This is a genomic window from Leucothrix mucor DSM 2157 (genome assembly GCF_000419525.1).
Classification (GTDB): domain Bacteria; phylum Pseudomonadota; class Gammaproteobacteria; order Thiotrichales; family Thiotrichaceae; genus Leucothrix; species Leucothrix mucor.
Map to the genome: position 1 here is coordinate 1 of NZ_ATTE01000001.1, position 22,351 is coordinate 22,351.

At 44.9% G+C, this 22,351-nt stretch carries 16 protein-coding genes and 2 pseudogenes; 9 read left to right on the forward strand and 9 right to left on the reverse strand.

Annotated features, from left to right (window positions below; translation table 11 throughout):
* The 5 genes from LEUMU_RS28925 to LEUMU_RS0100025 form a co-directional block, all read left to right on the forward strand.
* Positions 1–422, forward strand: a 422-nt coding sequence (locus tag LEUMU_RS28925; protein ID WP_040503935.1) for a hypothetical protein, incomplete at its 5' end; no start/stop codon positions are given.
* A gap of 8 nt (positions 423–430) precedes the next feature.
* A complete protein-coding gene (locus LEUMU_RS0100010; RefSeq protein WP_157474216.1) occupies positions 431–3,127 on the forward strand; it encodes a hypothetical protein in 2,697 nt (898 codons plus the stop codon).
* On the forward strand, positions 3,120–6,098 hold the full coding sequence (locus tag LEUMU_RS0100015; protein ID WP_022950218.1) for a virulence factor SrfB: 2,979 nt from the start codon (positions 3,120–3,122) through the stop codon (positions 6,096–6,098). The genes LEUMU_RS0100010 and LEUMU_RS0100015 overlap by 8 nt, the downstream gene beginning before the upstream one ends.
* 28 nt (positions 6,099–6,126) lie before the next feature.
* On the forward strand, positions 6,127–7,299 hold the full coding sequence (locus LEUMU_RS23870; RefSeq protein ID WP_157474218.1) for a hypothetical protein: 1,173 nt from the start codon (positions 6,127–6,129) through the stop codon (positions 7,297–7,299).
* A gap of 12 nt (positions 7,300–7,311) precedes the next feature.
* The gene (locus tag LEUMU_RS0100025; RefSeq protein ID WP_022950220.1) at positions 7,312–8,877 is read left to right on the forward strand and encodes a hypothetical protein; all 1,566 of its coding nucleotides are present in this window, start codon (positions 7,312–7,314) and stop codon (positions 8,875–8,877) included.
* A gap of 144 nt (positions 8,878–9,021) precedes the next feature.
* On the opposite strand, the pseudogene LEUMU_RS0100030 reads toward LEUMU_RS0100025, so the two are convergent.
* Positions 9,022–9,360: pseudogene (locus LEUMU_RS0100030) on the reverse strand (transposase); the annotation flags it as partial.
* A gap of 46 nt (positions 9,361–9,406) precedes the next feature.
* Between LEUMU_RS0100030 and tnpC the strand changes: the two are divergent.
* Positions 9,407–10,873, forward strand: coding sequence for an IS66 family transposase (gene tnpC, locus LEUMU_RS23875; protein ID WP_022950222.1), 1,467 nt, complete (start codon positions 9,407–9,409; stop codon positions 10,871–10,873).
* A gap of 20 nt (positions 10,874–10,893) precedes the next feature.
* On the opposite strand, the pseudogene LEUMU_RS27590 reads toward tnpC, so the two are convergent.
* The 4 genes and pseudogenes from LEUMU_RS27590 to LEUMU_RS0100055 all read right to left on the reverse strand — a co-directional run.
* Positions 10,894–11,698 (reverse strand): annotated as a pseudogene (locus LEUMU_RS27590) (IS256 family transposase); the annotation flags it as partial.
* 154 nt (positions 11,699–11,852) lie between these two features.
* A complete protein-coding gene (locus tag LEUMU_RS0100045) occupies positions 11,853–12,512 on the reverse strand; it encodes a PspA/IM30 family protein (protein WP_022950223.1) in 660 nt (219 codons plus the stop codon).
* A gap of 10 nt (positions 12,513–12,522) precedes the next feature.
* Positions 12,523–12,795 (reverse strand): YiaA/YiaB family inner membrane protein, encoded by a 273-nt coding sequence (locus LEUMU_RS0100050; RefSeq protein WP_022950224.1) that lies wholly within the window; start codon positions 12,793–12,795, stop codon positions 12,523–12,525.
* Between the two features lie 217 nt (positions 12,796–13,012).
* Positions 13,013–13,753: a helix-turn-helix domain-containing protein gene (locus LEUMU_RS0100055; RefSeq protein WP_022950225.1), complete on the reverse strand. Its 741-nt coding sequence runs from the start codon at positions 13,751–13,753 to the stop codon at positions 13,013–13,015.
* A 140-nt stretch (positions 13,754–13,893) separates the two neighbouring features.
* Here LEUMU_RS0100055 and LEUMU_RS0100060 point away from each other — a divergent pair, with 140 nt between their 5' ends.
* The gene (locus LEUMU_RS0100060) at positions 13,894–15,069 is read left to right on the forward strand and encodes an acetylornithine transaminase (RefSeq protein WP_022950226.1); all 1,176 of its coding nucleotides are present in this window, start codon (positions 13,894–13,896) and stop codon (positions 15,067–15,069) included.
* Between the two features lie 79 nt (positions 15,070–15,148).
* Here the strand turns inward: LEUMU_RS0100060 and msrB are convergent, their stop codons facing one another.
* A complete protein-coding gene (gene msrB / locus LEUMU_RS0100065) occupies positions 15,149–15,592 on the reverse strand; it encodes a peptide-methionine (R)-S-oxide reductase MsrB (protein WP_022950227.1) in 444 nt (147 codons plus the stop codon).
* A gap of 205 nt (positions 15,593–15,797) precedes the next feature.
* Between msrB and LEUMU_RS0100070 the strand changes: the two genes are divergently transcribed.
* Positions 15,798–16,589: a hypothetical protein gene (locus LEUMU_RS0100070; RefSeq protein ID WP_022950228.1), complete on the forward strand. Its 792-nt coding sequence runs from the start codon at positions 15,798–15,800 to the stop codon at positions 16,587–16,589.
* On the forward strand, positions 16,579–17,535 hold the full coding sequence (locus tag LEUMU_RS0100075) for a YheT family hydrolase (RefSeq protein ID WP_022950229.1): 957 nt from the start codon (positions 16,579–16,581) through the stop codon (positions 17,533–17,535). The genes LEUMU_RS0100070 and LEUMU_RS0100075 overlap by 11 nt, the downstream gene beginning before the upstream one ends.
* Positions 17,536–17,539: 4 nt before the next feature.
* Here the strand turns inward: LEUMU_RS0100075 and LEUMU_RS0100080 are convergent, their stop codons facing one another.
* The 3 genes from LEUMU_RS0100080 to LEUMU_RS27595 form a co-directional block, all read right to left on the reverse strand.
* Complete coding sequence (locus LEUMU_RS0100080) at positions 17,540–18,481, reverse strand: alpha-E domain-containing protein (RefSeq protein WP_022950230.1); 942 nt, start codon at positions 18,479–18,481, stop codon at positions 17,540–17,542.
* The gene (locus LEUMU_RS0100085) at positions 18,481–19,941 is read right to left on the reverse strand and encodes a circularly permuted type 2 ATP-grasp protein (protein ID WP_022950231.1); all 1,461 of its coding nucleotides are present in this window, start codon (positions 19,939–19,941) and stop codon (positions 18,481–18,483) included. Before LEUMU_RS0100085 ends, LEUMU_RS0100080 begins: the two co-directional genes overlap by 1 nt.
* Positions 19,942–20,021: 80 nt before the next feature.
* On the reverse strand, positions 20,022–22,181 hold the full coding sequence (locus tag LEUMU_RS27595; protein ID WP_022950232.1) for a diguanylate cyclase: 2,160 nt from the start codon (positions 22,179–22,181) through the stop codon (positions 20,022–20,024).
* Positions 22,182–22,351: the final 170 nt, after the last annotated feature.

Sequence of the window (22,351 nt, forward strand, 5' to 3'; positions counted from 1 at the left end):
CTGAGCCACCAGTGGTACCGGGTACGGTTAAGCCAGTAGTGCCTGATACCGTTACGCCTGAGCCACCAGTGGTACCGGGTACGGTTAAGCCAGTAGTGCCTGATACCGTTACACCTGAACCGCCAGTGGTGTCGGGCGCAGTTACTCCCTTAGAAGTCGAAATAAGAAGTTTGATTCAAAATAATGAAGTCTCGACACAGCAGAAATTTGAGTTGATAGCAAAGGTCAATGAGGTAATTATCGATGGCACCTGGCAGGTTACCGATGGAGAGAATATGCTCAATCCAGTTGCGGGTTCAAATTCTATATTTGAGGCTAAATCTGGAGATTTAGTGATAACTTTTGTTTCTGATGGGCCTGAAGTTAAGAGCGTAACTCGACAGCTGAGAATTGGATCTACTACACCGCAATTTATTAAGTGATGAAAAATATGAATGATAAGGTACTTGAGGAAACACAATCCGCAATTCAAAAATTGATTGGTTGGTATTGGAGTGAGGGAGTCAATCGGGAGGGTGTGTATAAAATCAGTGGGTCTTGGCTCAGTGAGGCCTACAATTGCTTGTCGTCAGTTTCTTCAATTATGGAGCTAACGAGTTCTGATTCTCGTCCGTCATTAGCTGTTTGGGGCCCCTCGCAGACAGGCAAGTCGACTATGCTTTCAAAGGTTATAGATCATCCAGATAAATTTGATTCTGCTCTCAATTGGAGTGACAAAGATAAATATATTTTTTCTCCTCCAAATACCGAGCAATTGATCAATGGACGTTCAAATGGAATAACATTTCCTCCTACCCTAAACCCCTTTAACAACGGTGGAGATGGAAGTGCGGTTGTAGGTAGGTACTACTTGACTTCATCTGATACGCTCCCTGATACAGCCTATCCAGTCAAGATGAGCCTCGGGTCAATTGGTGATCTGATGCAAGCTCTCGCAATTGGATATATTCAAGAATGTGACACCCAACTCGATGATGAAAGTGAGAGGGTTTGGAGTGCAGAGTCACTTGAAGCAACAATACAAATGTTTAGTGGTGAGGTAAGTACTAAGGCCGATAAAAATGCAACTGAGTTGGTTATATCATTAGTCGATGTAATCAGTGAGTTTGTAAACAAGCGGCAATTTCATCGCTATACAAATCTTGCGGCTGAGAACCAGTGGCAAGCGATCTTGAGGTCTGAAATATTAAATAACTCAACTCTCCTAAGTGATCCATCAAGAGCAATAGACTTTATTTGTGAAGTGCTTTGGGATAATAGTGCACTGGTTAATAAATTATTCGAAGATTTGCTGGGCCTTAGAAGCAAAGTTTTTCTTAAAACTTCTGGAAAGCCGCTATATATAAGTTTGCCTAATGCTGGTGTGCTTCTTGATATGGATTTCTCCAAAAAGCTGGATGATAAGAACCAGCTGGCTGAAATAACAAGGAAACTTGAGAGTTTGTCCGTAACTGATGAATATGGGTATGCCACTCTTGGCAGTGAAGCTTCAGGTGATAAGCTATTTGATAATAAGAATACACTTGAGTATCAAATGGGACTCTTGCAAGCCATTTGCTGGGAGTTAGCCATACCACTAAATAAAGACTTTGCCGCAGAGATAGGTGAAGATGTTAAAGCCTCATTGTTAAATATGAATCTTCTGGATATCCCCGGTGTTTCGAAGGCGGGAGAAGGTGATAAGGACGTTAAACTTAGGTCAAATGATTTATTTAGTGATGCGCGAGTTTTTAACAGTCTTTTGAAAAAAGGTAAGACATTTAGTGTGATTAATAAATATGCAAGGGAGTATAGAATTGATGCCCTGCTATTATTAATCAGAAGTTCAGAGCCTCTTTCTACACCGAATCTATTATCAGATGGTATAAGAGCGATTTGGGAAAGTGTTGAGCCAAATTATAGAATCGGGGATAAGAAAGATCTTCCTGTTCCACTTACCATTAATCTGACGTTTTTTATGAAGGTAATAAAAAATATGTTTCAGAATTTTGATAAAGACCACAGGCTCGATACTCAAGAAGGGTTTCTTGCCCCTATGGGAAAAATTGTTCATCCTGATAATTGTTATACCTTTGTTACAAACTACCCTCATCTCCCCGACGGAGAGCCTAGTGCTACAGTACTGAATAATAAGGATCAATTAGGGTTGATTTATGGTACTGAAAGTTCTACGAAATGGATCAACTCTAGGTTTAATTCTGAAGATGAAAAGGCGTCATTTGAAAAGATATGGGAGAACGATGGAGGTGTCGGTCATCTTTTTAGTTCGCAAGCTAGGTTGATTGACAATAAAAAGAGAGCTGAAAGACTTGATGCGCTATTAAATACAAATCAGGAAGCTATATTAAGCCTCTTGTCTGAAGTTAGTCCGGATCAAGAAGATGATGGTGTTAGAGCCAAATCAGCTGTCCTAAAAATCAAGAATTATCTTGAAACTTGCCTGAAAGAAATTGAGTCTGATGAGGATAATGATGGATATGAGGAGGTGGTTCGTATTTCTTCTTCCCTCAAAACAGCTTTTTCTTGCGACCCGCAAGATATTCAGAGTACTTTTTTGAGCTCAGGATTTGTTGGTAGTTCAAAACCAGATATCCTGCTTAGGAAAATACTTAACAAATGGGCTAAAAGCAAGCAAAGATCAGTTGCTTTAAGAGAGCTCTCTCTGTCCCCTCAAGATGTTCCGCTACTTTTGGAAGCTATCAGTAACACACTTCTCGAGAGAAGCGATGAAATTCTGAATTGGCTGAAGGGGTGGTACAATTTTGAATCGAGTAGCATGACTGAGCCCTATAAAAAGAATGCGGTACGCTACATAGCAGCATATTTATCTAAAGAAATAAAAGATGGTATGGGTGTTGCAGTAGCTCCAAGCTCGGAAAGACTTCGACAGCACTGTGAGAATAAATTTGATGAGTGGACTGAAAATAGGAGCCGCTCACACATAGAATTGGTTATCTTACCTTTTATCGAATACCTTGATTGTCTCAGTTTAGGTAAGTCAAATCGAGAGCCGCAACCCGGCGATCAAGAGTTAATTGATATAATTGATTCGTATGATTTTTTAAGAACGAGTAGTAAGTTTGCGGAAGAAAGCGACACTGAAATTGAGGAAGAAATAAATGGATGAGATATTGCACAACTTACGTCTTAAAAGCGACTCAGGGCATCACTATTATTTTTTACCGATTGCTGCTTCCGCGAGTTTAACAGAAGAGCTTCTCGAGAGAGCTCAGCTCACCAGTAGGTTTCCTCCCAAACCAAGCCAGCCAAAGTTAACAAGGTCCCTTTCTGAATTTGCTTCTACTTACCCAGATTGGATAACTGGCCCTGAAGGTTTCAAGTGGATCAAGGTTAAATTTTCTGAACAGCGGATGCCAATTTCAAGAGGTATTTTAGGGGCTGGGCAGCATGTAGTTAGAGGTATTTGGCTATGTATAGAAACTAATACGGGTGCTAAAGATAAAGGTAATTTTTATCACCGCGAGATTGGTGATAGCCAAGAGGTGATTGAGTCAATAAAAGCAGAACATAGCCAATATGTCTGTACGGATCCATTGAAGCTTGATAGAACTATGAGGGTTGATTTATCAAGTGTTTTTACTCAGCTAAAAGACTTTGTTGGTTCAACAAATATCCCAAGACTAGTATTAAATATTCTTTGGAATGAGTATGACGAGTCAGATATTCCTGTGCGTTTACTGGTTGACTACGGGAACTCCAGAACAGTAGCGGCTGCAATTGATAATGCTCCTCATGCTTCTGGAGACTCACAGTTATCTTACATCTCCCGTCTAATCGATTTAAATAGTGAGTATCAAGCAGCAGATAACTTTTTTATTGAAGAAAATCAGAAAGTTTACGATGATTATATCTCAGATTCTTGGATGGTACTCAGGACCCCAATTTTTGAGGGTAGTCAGGATCCTATTACCTCTGGTTGCTCAAGAGAGTTGATAATGGAGTGGAGTAACTTAAGCTTCTGGGATAAATTGTTTCGCAGAAAAAGTAAGTTAGTATCGAGTGAGATAAATTACTATAAGCCTTACATGTTTCGAGAGCTATCACCGGCTGCGATCGGTAAACCAGCCTATGAAGTAGTCGGCAATGCGGAAATAGATGTCTTCATCAATTACTTTTTATCTGCACCTAAAAGATATTGCTGGGATCATGATCCAGTTGGTTCGGGCGGAAGCTCATATTGGTACATGATTGATACAGCTGAGAGTACGGGGCTAACAAAAACTAAAGAACTTTCAGGCGAGGCTCTACGTTACCTGCCTTATGATTTTGAAGATAGGTTTCTCGGTTTGCCAAATGGACATGATGAAGATCCGAGTATGGGGCAGTCGGGTAACCCGGTAGATCGTGAGCCTGAGCATCAGCAAATGAGTAAGCCAAGAAAGGCGGAGTACCCTAAAGCAGATGCAATGATATGGAGTGCGCTAAGAATCATTGAGATTGCTAACAGGCAGGTTCAGTCAGAAGCTTATAGGGCAGGGCGTCCCCCTGGTAAACGTAAAATAACAGAAGTGGTTTTGAGTTATCCATCAGGGTGGACACACTCAGAGAAACAATCTTTTTTAGATGCTTGGAGATCAGCAGCGAACATTTTTTACTGGAGTCGTTTTGGAGAAGAAGAGACTCCAGTGAATGTCCGTTTAGGGCTTGATGAGGCAGTTGCATCGCAATTACCCATCGTGTTTGCAGATATTACGCATCTTGGCAACAATGTTCAGAGGTGGCTTGAGCTTTACGGTAAAAAAAGGCAGGAAGGCCTATCTTGTCGAGTGTTAACCATCGATATAGGCGGAGGTACCGTTGATACTTCGGTTGTAGAGTACTTTGATGGTAGTGAGGATGATAGTCCGACAACTCCAAACCTTGCGCCAAAGGTGCTTTTGACTGATTCATCATATCATGCCGGAGATAAACTCATAAAAGATTTAACAGAGAAGCTGTTGATACCAGAACTTTGTAAAGGGCTAGAAGAGGATAGTATAAAAATTCTCTATAAGTATCTGAAAGGTGGAGATACCATGGCTGTTGATACATCTAAGAGAGCAGTGATGAATAGAACTGTTTTCTTGCCAATGATTCTAGGCTGGCTTAAAAAAATGTCATTGTATATGGATAGCTCAAGAACCGGTGGTGTAATTTCTTTAAGCGCAACTGAAGCAGGGTGTCACTATGCAAAATTAAGTGAACTTAACTTGGATCTTTCTAAGTTAGGTATTAGTGTTGACGTTTGGAAGCATGATAATCCAATGGTTGTCAATGTAAGTGACATCAGAAGTGTGGTCGTTGAGTGGCTTAATCCGCTTGTCAATAGTAGCGTAAAGTATTTAGGCGGGATGGATTGTGACCTAGTAGTAGTAACAGGTAAGCCCTCTGAAATTGAAACAGTTAGGCATGAACTGCTGGAGCGGTTACCCATAGATTCGACAAAAGTTATTTTTGCCAAGGGGTTTTATGGGGGTAAACATTTGCCTCTATCAAGTGATGGGGCGGAGGATAAGTATATTCCTGATGCAAAACTTGTGACCTTGACAGGGTCTATCATTCGCGAAGCTACTGATGTGGATAATGCTAAATTAGCAGTTGAAGGAAGTGGATCGCTGGTGAAAAACTGGCAAATTGCTTCAACAGTATATGATTCAGAGTTTTCGAAAAACTACTGGCACTTAGAAACATTTGATGGCTCAATCGATAAAGATCGTTGTCTTTTGGAGCCGGATCAGGATGATTTTATTCTTAAACACTCAGCTAAGAGCTCAGCTCATTTGTCGCGAAGTAAGTTTAGAAATGGAGAGAAAGAGTTAGTTTATGAACTCAGGCAGGTTGCTTATAATGATGAAGCCAAATTCGACGTGGTTAAGCCAATAAATTTTAAAATTAAGCGGATAATGGATAAGCAAACTGAGCAAGATCAAGTACTTATTACCGAAAAATTGGTGTTAGAGGGAGTGTCCGGTAAGTATAGAGACGGGACTGAAGCGATTCTTAGTCACTGGGAATTAAGAGTAAAAACTATGTATGGTGATCATTGGTTAGATGACCCTAAGTTTGACCGCGTTACTACAAATACAGTTTCAACTTGAGACCGCTATTGATAATTTAAGGCTTTTTATGTTTTCTTCAAAACACTCTTTTTATTTGGCAAAGTTACTAATAACATTTTTAATGTTGTTTCCCCCGGCAACAGAGCTGAATTTAGGTGATAATTTAATATTTCGTACTAGCGGATGGGGTGTCAATGCAGAAACCGAGCCTACACTACCTAGAGCTGCTGAACCGACATATACTTTCACCAATACCAATGAAGAAAGTGATAGTTCTTCCTTTGGTGCTGGGAAGGCAAAGTCAGAAGCACCAAAGTCAGAAGTACCACAGTCAGAAGTACCACAGTCAGAAGTACCACAGTCAGAAGTACCACAGTCAGAAGTACCACAGTCAGAAGCACCACAGTCAGAAGCACCACAGTCAGAAGTACCACAGTCAGAAGCACCTCTGTTCGATACCATTAGTTTTGTTTTGCGATTGTTGGTTTTATGTTTGTCAATAGTCTTTGTAATATTGAGCTGGGGTAGTATTAAAAATAAGCTTAACGGCTTTTTGGGAAGGCGAGGGGGAGTTCGTAATCTTCGAGATACTTCTGGTGGAGTGATAAATAACAAAAATGAATTTTCAGATGCCGAAAATATAACTTTTATAAAGCTACAACAGGAAATTTCGGAGTTAAAAAGGAGTAATACTGTTCTTTCTAGCAAGGTTGATGATTTAAGTGAGAGCTTGAGTAAAACGAATATTAAAAAAAGGTTAGCTGAGGAGTATAACGAAAACTTATTGAATAAAATGAGGCGTTTTTATGATAATGAAGGTGTTAGTAGCTTGGGCGTAGAGTTATCTTTGTTATCAGTTCAGAAAGGAAATAGCGGTGGAGAAGGTTTGTATGGCCTTATCCGGTCTCTAGAAGAAATTGACAGAGCTTTATTGGATACATCAAAACATATATCCGTTGTTACTGAGCAGCTGACAGATCTTGGGGCGAATCTACTGCCTTTTTTGGAAGAAATTGGGTATTCACAGATTGAGATTCCAGACGCGATAGATGGTTTAGTAGGTGAGATTCATGCTAAAAGTAAGTTTCATTTCGAATTAGAATTTCCTTTGGTAGGAACAAGTGTAAATTTAAAAAGCATGAGCGTAAAAGGTGATGGGGTCAAAGTGGGCTTAGTGTCAAATTGGGCAGTTCTTTACGACAACGAATATATTGTCAAAGCAGTTGTAAACTCTAAATAAAGGTAAATTAAAGTGGAAGTATCATGGCTTTTCAGAGTTGCGCAAGCAATTCTACTTACTATCTCTGCACTGACAACTATGTATGGTTTATCTTTTTTTATAGATGGACCAACCGTTAATATCTTTGGTTCAAAGGTTGATATATTGATAGTAGTAGTCATCTTCGTGGTTATAGCGCTGACTTTTGCAATGTTTCACTTTTTAGAGCAGTTATTTAGCAGAACGACTTCCGCACCAAAAAAGTTTTTTTCATTAATTTTGTATCTTGTTTTTGCCTGTATCTCAATCACCTTTGCTTACGGTTTTTGGTGGAAAGGTGTTGCATTTGCAGGGTGGGGTACTACAGAGTATGAAAAAATAATTACAAAAACTAAAACAGAGCTTTCAGGCTTAGATCAATCTATATCATCTTTACTGCTTGACTCTAAGTCACTTAAAAGTACCTCAGATAGAAAAATGAAACAAGAAGTGGAAGAAGGTAGTAGCTGTGATGGAAGTACATCAGGAGCGGGTGCTGGAAGGATATTTGATGAGCGTAGTGAAATTACCAAAAGAATAAGTGACTTTACGTTTTCCTTAGAAAATCAACTGCATTCAAAGCAAAAAGCCCTAGTAAGTAAAATAGAGGATGTGACGAGTAGCCTTGTTCAGGTATCCAGAACCCTCGAAGCTAAAGAGCTTCAAGGTGAGGTTGAGGAGGGAACAAATATAATTAACAGCATTGTAACAAGTTTTAATAGTGAATTAGATAGTTATAAGGCGGCAGAAGAATCTAAACTAAATAGAATTGAGCGAGCGGTACAAAAGCTACCAAATAGTATTGGAATTACAGGATATAGCTTTTTAGGCGAGAGAAAATGTAACGATGCAGAGTTGGCACAAGCAATCTTTAGTCTGAAGAGGAAATTGAGTGGATTTTCGGCGATTAAAACGATAAATTCTGATGCCATAACAACTATAGACCCCGTGGAAGTGGCTATAAAATCTTTAGTTCGAAAGGGTATAAACATTATGCCGGGAAGTAATCTTTCAGCTACGCATAATATACACTTGACGGCCTTAATTCTTGCATTCCTAATTGATGGTTTTATATTTTTATTCAGCCTTTTTGTTAAGAGACCGCTCATCAAAAGAGATCAAACTGCTTCTTGGTTGAGTGATAATTTTGATGAGAAAGAGATATCTTATTTGAATGAAATAACAAGTGATTACGCCTTAAATACATCGGAAGAGACTCTAATACCAGTACCCTCTCGCTCATGGAAAAAAAATCAAGCTGACGGTAAGGCACAGGTAAGTGATTTAAATGGTGTTATCCACAAACTAAGACGTTTCAAGATAGTTAATAATCTAAAGTCTGGTAAGTCTAAAAAAAGTGCAGACTCAGAAAGTCGAATTCAAAACTTGGGCTGGGAGAGGTCGCTTGGTGAGGCGGGGCCTGAAATCTACATTGTTGTAGATTCTGATTCATGGGAAAAAATTAGGAAGGGTCTTGCAAATACTGATGCGATAAAGAAGCCATCAGGAAGTAGGGGGCGTCCTACGCCAGCAACCAATACGAGAAAGGCTAGGTATTGATGGAGCAGGAAGTTTTAAGCTAAGATTGTCGCTGATGCTTTCCTAAGAAAGTAAAGGTCGGTATTTTGAGACGTTGCAATGAGAGGGGGAGGCAGTTTTTAGTATTGGATAGGAGGGTGTTCAAAATTCTGTGTCAGCGGGTCATCACAGTTCTAGGTGATCATCCAATCGTCCCTCGAAGTGAATCGCCAATTGCGAGAGCGTGAGGCTCCAGTTTTGAACCGGGTGACTCCAACGTTCGGACACCTTGAGTATTCCAGCGTAGAGCAGTTTGAGCAAACTGTTTTCATTGGCGAAGCCGCCCTTGGTCTTTGTCAGCTTGCGGAACTGGCGGTGCACCGCCAGTTCCGCATTAGTTGTATAAATCGCGGTACGCACGTCCTGCGGGTACTTAAAGTAGGTCGATAGCGTCGGCCATTTTAACCGCCAGGACTTAATCACCAATGGGTATTTATCACCCCACTTAGCCTCCAGGTCATGTAACCCTTCACGGGGTTGCATTTAGGCCACAATTCGTTATGATTAAACAATGAACAAACTAACTGAGGCGCTTTTCAATCACCAACTGCCCGCGGATCTGGCGGCGTCGCAGCGTCTCAATCGTCAGTTATTGGATTTAGTGACCCAACTGGAACAGCGTGTCGCTGAGCTGGAAGACATCGCAGGCAGCGGGAGTTCTTCCAGAAACTCCTCCAGACCACCGTCCCAGGATTCACCGGAACAACGGGCTAAGCGCGAGAAGAAGCCTAAGAGTCCTCGCAAGCAAGGAGCCCAGCCGGGTCATCAGGGTCATCAACGCGTTCGGGTAGAGCTGTCTGCGACGGATGAGCAAGTTCATTACTACCCAGGCACTCAATGCACCTGTGGTGCGGTGTGTGATGTCGCTCAGGAGCCTTATCAGCGACATCAGGTCTTTGACCTGCCTGAGGTTCGCAGTCAAGTCACTGAACATTGTCTTTATGAGGCAATCTGTCCGGGTTGCCGCAAGCGTCAGGTGGCTCGCTTGCCAGACACGGTTCCCTGTGGGCAAATGGGGCCGGGACTGGTCAGCTGGATTACGCTGATGAATGGCGCTTATGCCTTATCGGTGTCAAACATTCAACGCTTACTGAAAGATCACTGGCAACTCGCCTTCAGTACCGGTGCCGTGAGCCAGGCCACCCGCTCGGTCACGGGATGGTTGCTGCCGCTGTATCAGCAAGTGGGTCAGGCGGTACGGAATTTACCCGTTGCTCATGCGGATGAAACCAGTCATTACCGCAATAATGAGCAGCGTTGGCTTTGGGTGCTGTGTTCCTCGCAAGTCGTCTACTTTCTAACGCATCATTCTCGGGGTAAAGGTGCCGCGAAGGGTTTACTGGATAATTTTGAGGGTATACTGGTCACTGACCAACATGGCGGCTACAACGATTATCCGGTCGAAAAGCGCCAGCTTTGCTGGGCGCATATTATCCGTAAGTTTCGGAAAATATCAGAACGTGTGGGACGGGCCGGGGTGCTGGGGAAACAACTCTGGCGATTATCCCGCTTGATTGTACACTGTCGTAATCGTTGGCGATCGGGCGGCTATTCTGATGCTGGCTACCACACACGAATGCGACGATTCAAACAGGCGATCCATACGCTACTGTGCCTGGGGTGTGAGACCGCGCCCGCTGACCCGTTAAAAAAAGCCAGCAAAACAGCCAATCAGTGCAAACGACTGCTGGCGGATGAATCGATGCTCTGGACGTTTTTGCAGGATCGCGCGATTCCCATGACCAACAATGAAGCAGAACGTGCGATACGTCCTTATGTGATCTGGCGTAAAACCAGTTTCTTCAGTCAGTCTGCCAGAGGAGATCAGTTCCGTCCGGTGATTCTGACTCTGACTGAAACCTGTAAGCGGTTGGGCTTAGGCGTTTATGGACTATTGAGAAAAGTCTGTGAACAAGGCCTGTGTGGTGAGGCTATTACCGTACGGCTACCCTTAGGTCAGCACGCTATATCAGCGTAAGCCCCCCGTGAAGGGTTACCCAGGTCATCCAGTGCTGACTCTGCGGCATTGAGGGTTGCTGCTTTATAAACACACTTCAGGTCAGCCATAAACGCCTTCTGATTTTTAGAGCCCACATACTTCAGGGAATTGCGGATTTGATGAATGATGCAGTGCTGTATTTCAGTCTGAGGGAAGATCGTTTCGATGGCTTCCGGAAAGCCTTTCAGTCCATCAATATCAATACAGATAATCAGGATGTCCTGGACCCCTCGATTTTGCAGGTCTGTCAGGACGCTAAGCCAGTGATGAGCGCCTTCCTGATCCGATAGGTATAAGCCGAGGAGTTCTTTCTTACCGTCCACATTGAGGCCTAGAATGGTGTACACCGCTTTGCTGACGTAGCGCCCGTTTTCCTTGATTTTGTAATGAATCGCATCCAGCCAGACAATCGGATAGAGCGCTTCAAGGTCGCGTTCCCGCCAGGTTTGTAGCTCAGGTAATAACTTATCCGTGACGGCGCTGATGGTGCCATTGGGTAGCTTCATATCATACATATCGATGAGGTGATCACGAATGCTTTGATAGCTATTCCCCAGTGCAAACAGCGAAATTACTTTACGCTCAAGCTCATCCGTTAAATGCGTTTGGTGCTTTTTAATGAGCTGTGGCTCAAAGCTTCCGGCCCGATTCAGACTGTAGGTGGCTATCCAGCTCAGCCTGCATCGCGGCTTCAGTCAGCTGTTTAATCAGCGGCGTTAAAATGCCGTCTTTGCCACCGAGATCGGCCCCTTCACGCAAGGCTTTGAGTGCGGCATCCATATCGAAATTAATATTGTCTTTCATGTGTCACCCTTTTTAGCTGCAACCATTTAAAAAATTTATACCAATCAGTGCATTTGAAATGAGTCATGCAAGGTTGTTGGGATTTATGGGCTGTGGCATACAAACTAAAAATGCCCACGACCTAAGAATAAGATCGCAGGTAAGCTTATTGTTATTATTTAAATCGAGCCAGTACGGCTTCGGCTTGTTGTTGGTTTTGTTGTTGTCTGTCTGGCTCGCCTTTTAGTTGTGCATCAATATCCTGCATCGCTTGCAGGTGATCATCAAAGCCCTCATGTTTCTGGCGAATCCGGTCCAGAGATTCCTGCATTCTGGAAAACGCGTCGCCATGTTGATTGGCGTGTACTGAGATTTTCCCCATCGACTTTTGCGCCTGTTGCGTGGCTTTGGCCATGCTCAGTTCGCTGCGATATTGGCCCAGCACATAGGCCGTATTTTTCAGCTTTTGCAGTAGGGTGTGCTCGTATTCTTCCAGCTTATCGAACTGCTCTTGCTGGCGTGCCAGAAAGCTTTCCTGCTGTGCCAGCTCACCGGCTTGCTGCATGGCTTTGGCTTCATTGCCTTGCTCTAAGCTGCTGCGAATACTGGCTTCACGCGTTCTGATCGATGCTTGTTGCGCATTGAGCTGGCGCTTCAAGCTAAGCTTTTGAGCGACGACCTCGGCCAAATGGTGCTTGGACTCGGTGAGGTTGGTTTCACACTCGTAAATTTCCTGCGACATAATCCGAATCGCATTGGTGTCGACTGCTGACTCCAGCGCTTCACGGGTTCCACCACGAATGGCGGTCGATAATTTGTAGATAAGTTGCATCATGGCCGTCACCTTATTCCGTGTATTCTTTCAGGATTTTGTTGGTTTTCGCTTCGCTGATCTTGTGGATCAGGCTTTGTGCTTCGTGCTCATCACGCATGGTTTTTGACATCATGATGGTGGAGCTGATCAGGAACAGAGAGTTCAGCGCCAGGTAACCTCTCATCAATAAGCTGCCTTCCATAAAGAAGATAAAAGCGGCCATGGCTGCGATTGAGATTCCGAAGGTCAGCTTCACGAATAATAACCAGCTAGTCGAATTCGGTTGTAATGTTGCATCGCTCATAGTGTTTCCTCGCATCGTGTTGTTTTAGTGTGTTGTGTTTCGATGACTGAAGATTAGGTGAATAGTATTGATTGGAGCAACAAACATGTCGATAAATGAAAATTACACGCCTTTAGGTATTATTATTCGATACTTTGTTTCGGTATTGTAAGAAAAACGGACAAAGTGATTGAGCGACTGCAAGGGAGGGGCTTTGTATAAATTCGCTTGTGCAGGCTCAAGTCCTACGCTGTTGGCCAAACAGGCGCTCGTAGTTCCAGTCACGCAGGCCGACTAATAAGGTATAGCCCTTGCGTTGGCCAATCGGCAGATCGGCATCATCTTTACTCAGCGTATCGAAATCTTTAGCGAGCTGCGCCATTTTACGCTGGAATAGGGCATTGCTGGCATCGCTTAACATGCCATTGAGTACGACCAGTTTCTCCGTCTCACGGCTGAAATTCGTGCGGAAAAATTCAGTTTCAATCTTGGCTAAGAACAGCTTCATAATCGGGCCATCATCGCGCCACTTAAAGTTAGGCGAGACTAATAGCTTGATGCGATTACCCGGTAGCAATTCAATAATCCGCAAGCGATCCAGATGAATCAGGTGGCGAATACATTCGGCTTCGGTGAAGTTATAGCGGCTGGTAATATCCTTTAAGCTCCAGCGATTGAGCACATACACCGTGATCATTAACAGGTCGAGATTATCCGCGATTTTCTTTTCTTGCTCATGGGTGAGTTCGCTGATCGAGGTATTGTGTTCGGCTTGCATGGTGCGCACTAGGTCTGAAATCTCAATTTCCAGTAAGCCACAAATCGCATCCAAGCGTTGCAGGGATAAGTTCTGTTCTGAAAACAAGCGCTTAACACTGGCCTCAGAAAGCGCTAAGCACTCAGCCACATCCGCATAGGTTTTGCCATGCTGTTTTAGCAGGCGCTTTAAGGTGTGAATGAGGTTGGCGGTTTGCGACATAACGGAGCCTTTTTGATCGACTAGAATTAATAACCGCAGACAGAGTCTCAGGATGTTCGCGGCAGTCTATACAGCTTATTGATTGCGGTGTAGCATTGTCCATTACTAACACAAAATTCGCTGATTAATAAGGAAACCCGATGAAGACAGCATACGATTCAATCATGCAGATTGCCAAGCGGCCAGACATTGTATTTGAACTAGGAGAAGGCAGTTGGCTGATTGATAGTCAGGGTAACCGCTATCTGGATTTCATTCAGGGCTGGGCGGTGAATACGTTGGGGCATTGCCCACCGGAAATTACCGAAGCATTGACCAAGCAGGCAACGCGCCTGATTAATGCCAGCCCTGCATTTTATAACGGCCCGATGGTTGAATGTGCGGATATGCTGGTGAAGCATTCGGTATTTGATCAGGTATTCTTCGCCAATAGCGGCGCAGAGGCCAATGAAGGCGCAATTAAGCTGGCCCGTAAATGGGGTAAGGTTAATAAGAATGGCGCGTATAAATTCATTACCTTTAATGGCGCATTCCACGGCCGTACGCTAACGACGATGGCAGCCAGTGGTAAAGCCGCGTTTGCACCGATGTTTGAGCCTAAAACACCGGGTTTCACTAAGGTTGATTATAATGATCTGGCCGCAGTTGAAGCAGCGATTGATGACCAAACGGTTGCGATTATGCTGGAGCCGATTCAGGGTGAAGCCGGCGTTATTCCAGCGGAAAAAGCCTTTATGCAAGGCCTGCGTAAATTAGCTGATGAGCACAATCTGCTATTGGTTGTGGATGAAGTACAAACAGGCGTTGGCCGTACTGGTCACATGTTTGGTTATGAAGCTTTTGGCATCGAGCCAGATGTGATGACCTTGGGTAAAGGCCTGGGTGGCGGCGTGCCGATTTCTGCATTGCTGGCTAAATCATCTTGTTGCGTGTTTGAACCTGGCGAGCAGGGCGGTACTTACAACGGTAACCCGCTAATGACATCTGTGGCGCTGGCAATTCTGACACGATTGGCTGAGCCTGACTTTATGCCAATGGTGAATGCGCGCAGTGAGCAACTGACGAAAGAGCTGGATGCGTTGTCTGCGAAATTTGGTTTGGGTAAAGTGCGCGGCATGGGCCTGATTCTGGCGCTGGATACTGGCACATTGGATGCCAATGTGATTTCAGCGAAATGCATGGAGCGAAGAGTGCTGATCAATGCACCGCAAACTCACGCACTGCGTTTTGTGCCTGCGCTGAATTTAACGGAAGCTGAGATTACTCAGATGGTTAGCACGCTGGATGAAGTGATGACTGAGATGACTGCTGCTTAATCGTTAGGCTAGATTAAGCACACAAAAAAGCCGCAGATGATTGCGGCTTTTTTGATGGTGTCTTTTGGCTGTTAAGCGATTAGTCCACTTTTTTCAGCGCGACCGCATTCATGCAATAGCGCAATCCGCTCGGTGGTGGGCCGTCAGGGAATACATGGCCTAGGTGTGCGCCACAGGTATTGCACAGCGTTTCGATGCGATCACTGGCCATACTGCGATCCAGATGATACGACACGCCATTCTCTTTCAGCGGTTGGGTAAATGAAGGCCAGCCGGTGCCGGACTCAAATTTCTCAGTCGCGTCAAATAACAAAGTATCGCAGCACACGCAGCTGTAAATGCTGGGCTCAAACAGGCTACACATCTCAGAGCTAAACGGGCGCTCGGTGCCTTTTAAGCGAGTGACCTGAAACTGATCTGGCGTTAGCTTTTTACGCCATTCTGCCTCGCTCAACGTAACCGTCTTATCCGGTGTTGGATTGCCGTTTTTAGCAAACGCGAGCACATCTTCCCACTTAAGCATTGTCAGTCCCTCGATTATGATAATTAAGGTTGGATTTTAGCACAGGCAGTATTTGCAAATGCAAATCCCATGGTGTAATTCTGCCATCACCAAATAAACACGGTCTAAACCTTGTATCTGGGTAAACCAGCTTTTAAGATGAATTCAAATCAGCACGAAGTGATAAAATTCCCCCCAGTTGTGGCGTATAAAGAGGCTTAATAGTTTGGAATGGATTTCAATTATTATTGGCGTAGCAGGCTTTCTGTTTGGCATTTATGCCTATCTGAAAAATCGCTCAGTCAAAGCGTTAACCGTGATTTACTCCAATACGCTCATCGAAGCCAATAGCCCCGCAGGCGTTGAATTAGTCTTTTTGGAAACGCCGGTTTCTCACTTTATTCGCTATCAAATCACGCTGTTTAATCACGGCAATAAGACGCTATACCCACAGGATTTTCGCGAACCGTTTAAGCTCGGCTTCGAGAATATGGAGTTGGTTTCACACACTGAGCAGTTTGCCAGTGAGGATGTGAATCCGGTATTTGTTGAGAAAGCGCATGATCTGGTGGTTAACTTTGATCATATCGCGCCGAATCAACACATCACCTTTGAAGTGCTGGCGGGTACACATAGCGCCAAATTACTGCCGCCAGTGTGTAAGGCTGAAATTTTAGAAGGCCAGCCGATAGCATTTCACCAGCAGGTATTTTTTGAGGAAGATAACCGCCATTATCAGGCGCTGAGTAGTCATCTGGGCATGGTTTTAGGTTCCGGCCTGATCGGGCTTGTGCTACTGATTATTGCTGGCTTTAGTAAATATGAATCGTTAGCTGCCGTGCAATCAGCGGCCATCATCACTAAGCTTGAGCTGTTATGTCGGGTGGAATCCGTTCCCATGTTTATGGTGTTCATGGTTTCCTTGGTACTGCTGTTTTACGCTTATGAAGCCGCCAAAGTGCTAAAGCCAAAATTACGACGTTATAAGTTTGAGCAGTTTATCCAACATGAATCATAATAATGCACCGATGAACTTGGGCAATGGTCACCTCGATACCTTGCTGCCGTATTTATTTCGACCCATTAAAAAGCAAGCCTACCAGCGGGAGCGCATTGAAACGCCGGATAATGATTTTCTGGATTTAGATTGGGTAAAGGGCGGTCATCGCAAACTGTTGATTATCTCGCATGGCCTTGAGTCCAGCTCCAAAGCGCAATACGTGCAGGGCATGGCGGACTTATTTAAACAGCATGAGTTTGATGTGTTGGCATGGAATTACCGAGGCTGTTCTGGCGCGGTCAATCGCACCATGAAATATTATCACTCCGGTGCCAGTGAGGATTTGGCAACGGTTGTCGAGCATGTAGAAAGCCTGCAAGCCTATGATTCGGTATTTTTGATGGGCTTTAGTCTCGGTGGCAATCTAACACTGAAATATGCTGGTGAGCAGAGCGATGCCATTGCCGAGTCCATCAAAGGCGTGTGCGTGTTTTCAACACCGTGTTACCTCAAAACGGCGAGCCATCAATTGGCTAAGGGCTTCAATAAAATCTACACGCAAAATTTTGTACGAAGCCTCAAGCAAAAAGTCTATGACAAGCGTGCTTTGCTGGAAGCCAATGGTTTTGATCTTGCGGATATCGACAAGCTAAATAGCCTGCCAACGTTTGATGATGTGTTTACTGCGCCGATGCATGGTTTTAAAGATGCGGATGACTATTATCAGCAGTGCAGTGCCACGTTTTTTATGCCCGATATTCGCGTACCGACCTTAATTGTGAATGCGGCTAACGATCCCTTCTTATCGAAAGAATGCTATCCCTATCAGTTAGTCGACGATAATCCCTGCTTGCAGATGGAAGTACCAAAGCACGGCGGCCATGTTGGCTTTTACCAACCACTCAAAGGCAATGTGATGTGGTCGGAAGCGCGTGCTTTGGCATTTGTTCAGAGCTTGCTATAAGGCACTAATCCGCTTGCACCTGTGGCGTAAACCAAGTCTGGGCGATTTGAACATGCAGTTCCGTGAGTTCAGATTGTAAGTAATCCATCAGGATATGCACTTCCTCAGCTGGAATGCTCCCCACATCTTCCGACATCAAGTGTTTTAGCACAATTTTCTGGGTGATCAACACCTGTTTTGGTGTTGGCAAGTGCTCCACATACACCGCAATTTGCATCACCGCATAGCGAATGGCATGTGGGAATACATCACTTTGCACCAGAAAACGCAGCACATTATCCCCTTTAACCGGCGGGCGCATATGCTGCAAATACATCTGATGAGCACTGAGCGATTGCAATACATTAGTCCATAGAATGCTTTCATATTGGCGCAAGGTATCGCTGCGGGCATCGGATAATAATAGCGAGGTCATTTCCAGAATTCGGCTAGTCATATCGGCGCGTTCCAGGTACTTACCCGTCTGCACAAAGTCGTAAGTATGATTGCGGCACAAATGACTTTCTAATACGCCAAGGATGGCCTGACAGTGACTAATCACGCGTCGCAGCATCAGCTGCCGACGGTGGCGATTGCGAATGGTCGGAACCGTTTCTTTAATCAGCAAATGCGCTTGGTTAACTTGCTCCCACATATCTTCCGGCAAGATATCCAGCGTGGTGCGCACATTCTCCCGCACACTGCTTAAGGAGCTGATTAAGGAGGAGGGGTTATTCTCATCGGCCACCAAAAAATGCATGATGTCCGGCTCGTTAATCGTCAGGTGCAGCTCGTGATAGAGGCTTTCAGCATTGAAAATCTTTACCAGTGTAAACCAGTTGATTTCCATTTCAGCGGGCATATCCATTAACAAGCTGGTGTGTACGCTGATCAGGCGGGCGGTGTTTTCAGTGCGCTCTAAGGAGCGGGCCATCCAGTAAACGCGTTCGGCAACTTTTGATAACATTACGCTTCCTCCTGATAACGAGTGGTATCGACGATCCAAGTGTCTTTACTGCCGCCACCTTGGGATGAGTTCACGACTAAAGAGCCTTTGCGCATGGCAACGCGAGTCAGGCCGCCGGGTGTTACGTAGATGTCCTCACCATTTAAAATAAAGGGGCGTAAATCAATGTGGCGTGGTTCGACCTTGTTCTCGCAGCAGGTTGGCGTGACTGAGAGGTCCAATGTGGGTTGGGCGATATAATTATTGGGATCGGCAATAATCAGCTTGCGGAAGGCTTCAACTTCTTCGGCTGTTGAGTGTGGGCCGACTAACATGCCATAGCCACCGGACTCATTGGCAGGCTTTACCACCAGGTCGGCCAGATTTTCCAAAACATGTTCCAGCTCATCTGGACGACGACATAGCCAAGTGGGCACGCTGGGCAAGCTTGGCTCCTCACCCAAGTAATAGCGAATCATATCCGGTACATAGGCATAGATGACTTTGTCATCAGCCACGCCGCAGCCGGGTGCATTAGCGATCGCAACATTGCCTGCTTGCCAAGCGCGCATCAGTCCCGGAATTCCTAATTGGGAGTCTTTACGGAAGACTTCAGGGTCTATAAATTCATCATCAATGCGCCGGTAAATCACATCCACCCGCTCAGGGCCGTGGATAGTGTGCATATAGACGTAGTCATCGCTATCGACAAACAAGTCAGAGCCTTCCAGCAAAATCAAACCGGCTTGTTGAGCAAGGTAGGCATGTTCAAAATAGGCTGAGTTATAAATGCCGGGCGTGAGTAGGGCGATGGTTGGGCTGGTCATATCCGGCTTGAGTGACGCCAGCATGGAATACAAGTGTGCGGGGTAATCACTGACCGGCAGAATATTCAATGGGCGGAAAACTTCCGGTAATACGCGCTTGGTGATATTCCGGTTTTCCAGCATATAAGCAACGCCGGAGGGTACGCGTAAATTATCTTCCAACACATACATAATGCCGGAGCTATCCCTGACTAAATCCGAACCGCAGATATTGGCCCAGACCCCATGAGGCGGCGTAATACCGACACAAGCTTCGCGATAGCCTTTGGATTGAAGCACGACTTCTTCGGGAATAATGCCGTCTTTAATAATATTGCGTTCGTTATAAATATCTTGGATGAACAAATTTAGGGCTTTAATCCGCTGTTTTAGCCCCTGTTCGGTGCGTCGCCATTCATTGGCCTGAATCACTCTGGGAATAACATCAAAGGGCCAGGGGCGGTCTATATTGCCGGCATCGCTATACACGGTAAAAGTAATGCCCATCTCATGAACGACCGCTTCAGCTTCGTTAATGCACTGTTCAAAGGCATCGCGCCTCAGCCCACGCAGGTATTGCACCAGTTTATAGCTTGGCTCACGGGGTTGGTGGGGGCTGAGCATAAGCTCATCATAGAAATGGGAGGGGTTATATTGATTCCATTCAATTTTCATAGGCTTGCCCGTATCTTGTTCTGAAATTAGGGACTGATTGTCGATCAGCGCATACCTAATTTATTCAGCAAAATTCGTGCCTAAAGTGTGTTATCCGAAACGGGTGAGCAGGTGCAAGCCGGTTTACAGTCGTGAATCACTTGATTACGGCCGCCTGCTTTGGCTTTATACAGCGCCTGATCTGCGCGTTGAATCGCATTGTTCAGATTGCGAGATACTGCACGGCCACCAGTAAACACACCCACACTGATGGTGATGTTGGGGGCAACGGGAGAGGATTTGTGTTCTACATTTAGCGCTAGAATATTCTGACGCATTGTTTCAGCCATGGCCATTGCCGCGATGGCTGAGGTGTCTGGCAGTACGATCATAAACTCTTCACCGCCATAGCGAGCCACCAGATCGACCTTGCGGGTAAAGCTATCGGCTAATACTTTGGAGACTTTACGCAGGCATTCATCACCTTCTAAATGCCCGTAGGTATCGTTGTAGCGTTTAAAGTAATCAATATCACACAGAATAATGCTGAGCTCGTTGGTGCCTTTGCGTTCGGTACGTGCCCATTCACGGGCCAATATCTGATCGAGGAAGCGACGGTTTGCTAGTCCAGTCAGTGAGTCACGGCGGTTTTGTTCTTCCATTAACTCATGCGCTTTTTGCAGGTCGGCATAAGCTTTGCTGAGTTCAGCTTCTTGTTGTTTACGGTCGCTAATATCGCGGATGATGCCGGTAAACTGTATCCCTTGTTGCGTTTTTACCTGAGTAATTGAAAGCTCCAGTGGGATCAGCTTTCCATTGCGATGCAACCCATCCGCCTCTAACTCTTTGTTAGATTGCAGGCCCGATAAATTACTGATCGAAAGCATTTTATTCGTTTGCAGCATGTATTCTTGAATTTGCCCGCGTGGCACCAGAATGCCAATTGAGCGGCCCATCACTTGGCTTTTGCTATAGCCAAAAATTCGCTCTGCTGCGGGGTTAAACGTAATGATGTTGCCTTTGTCGTTTGTTGTGACAATTCCTTCGACGGCATTATCAACCAGCAGTCGTAAGCGAGCCTCGCTTTCTGTTAGCGTGGTGCGTTCTTGGTAGGCGCTAATGAGCCCGGCCAATGGCTGAAGTAAGGTTTCGATTTCCTTTGCCAGTCGTTTATTAAAGCCTTGTTTTCGATTTACCAGGCAAAGCACACCCACTAATCGGTAGCTGTTATACAGCGGTAAGCCCATAAAGTGTTCAACGGTTACGCCGGCGGGGACTGGAAAGCCTAGCTCTTCATTGGGCGACTCATTGTTATTGTGAATGACCATGCAGCCACGGCTCACTACCTCACTCAGGAGTGAGTACTCAGGACAGATTTTCGCCGGGCGATTAGAGGAGGGTAGCCCCAATGTATGATTTAGCGATAAGGGATTGATGCAAGTAACTCGGTTGTCATCTTCTACGATTTCACAAATAAGCCCGGTTTCTGACTCGGTCAGCGTTAGAATGCGTTGCTGCAGTGAGCCGTAAACTTGTTGGATATCCTGATCTAAGGTTAGCTTGCTTTGAATCAGACGCACGACATCCTGAACATCTGAAACGCGACGCATGGCTTGGTCTCGTTCCATAATTTTTTGGCGCATTACTTCAAGCGAAGCACCGAGTTGGCCGACCTCATCTGTACCGATCTTGATTTGCTTTTGCTCGTAGTCACCTTTAGAAATCTGTCCAGCAAAGCTCACCAGCTTGATTAGTGGCCTAAGGATGAGCCTATCCAAAAACAGCGAGACGGTCAGAATGGAGAACAATAAGATACCTAAAGCGGCTCGCCTAAAATGCCGGATATGGTCCAGTTGGCTGGTAACACCTTGGGAAATATTCATCGCCAACTCAAGCGAGCCACGCCGCCCACCGCTCAGCATGATGTCTGAGGTGATGGTATTCAGCTTCACGTTATCATCGTTGCTGCGCTGAGCCAGTGATAAGTTTAAAGGTTCATCCGAAGCGCGTACGCTTAACGAGTACCAGTTGCTATGTTCACTAAGAATTTCCTCTGAAAAGTCAGTTAGGGCATCCATATCATTGAGTAATAGGGCAGGCTGGAGCGTGATGCTCAGTAACTTAAGATAGGTTGATTCTTGGGTGATCGCTTCTTGCGTTACCTGTTTTTCGTACTTTGGAATGACGTACAGAGAACTACCAGTCAGTACAATACTGAACAGTAATATAAACGGTAGTAGCATTTTAAAGCGTAATTTCATTGCTAATAGATGTCGTAATAGTCTTCAGACCCATAAACTATTGGGAGGTCTTAGAGTTTTATTTTTATTATTTGAGGGCGCTTTAACTTTAATTGACTTGGAGCGTGGGGTAAACGGAATTCAGACTGCTGGTGATACGTTTTATCGAAGCATAAAAAAGCCGCAACATA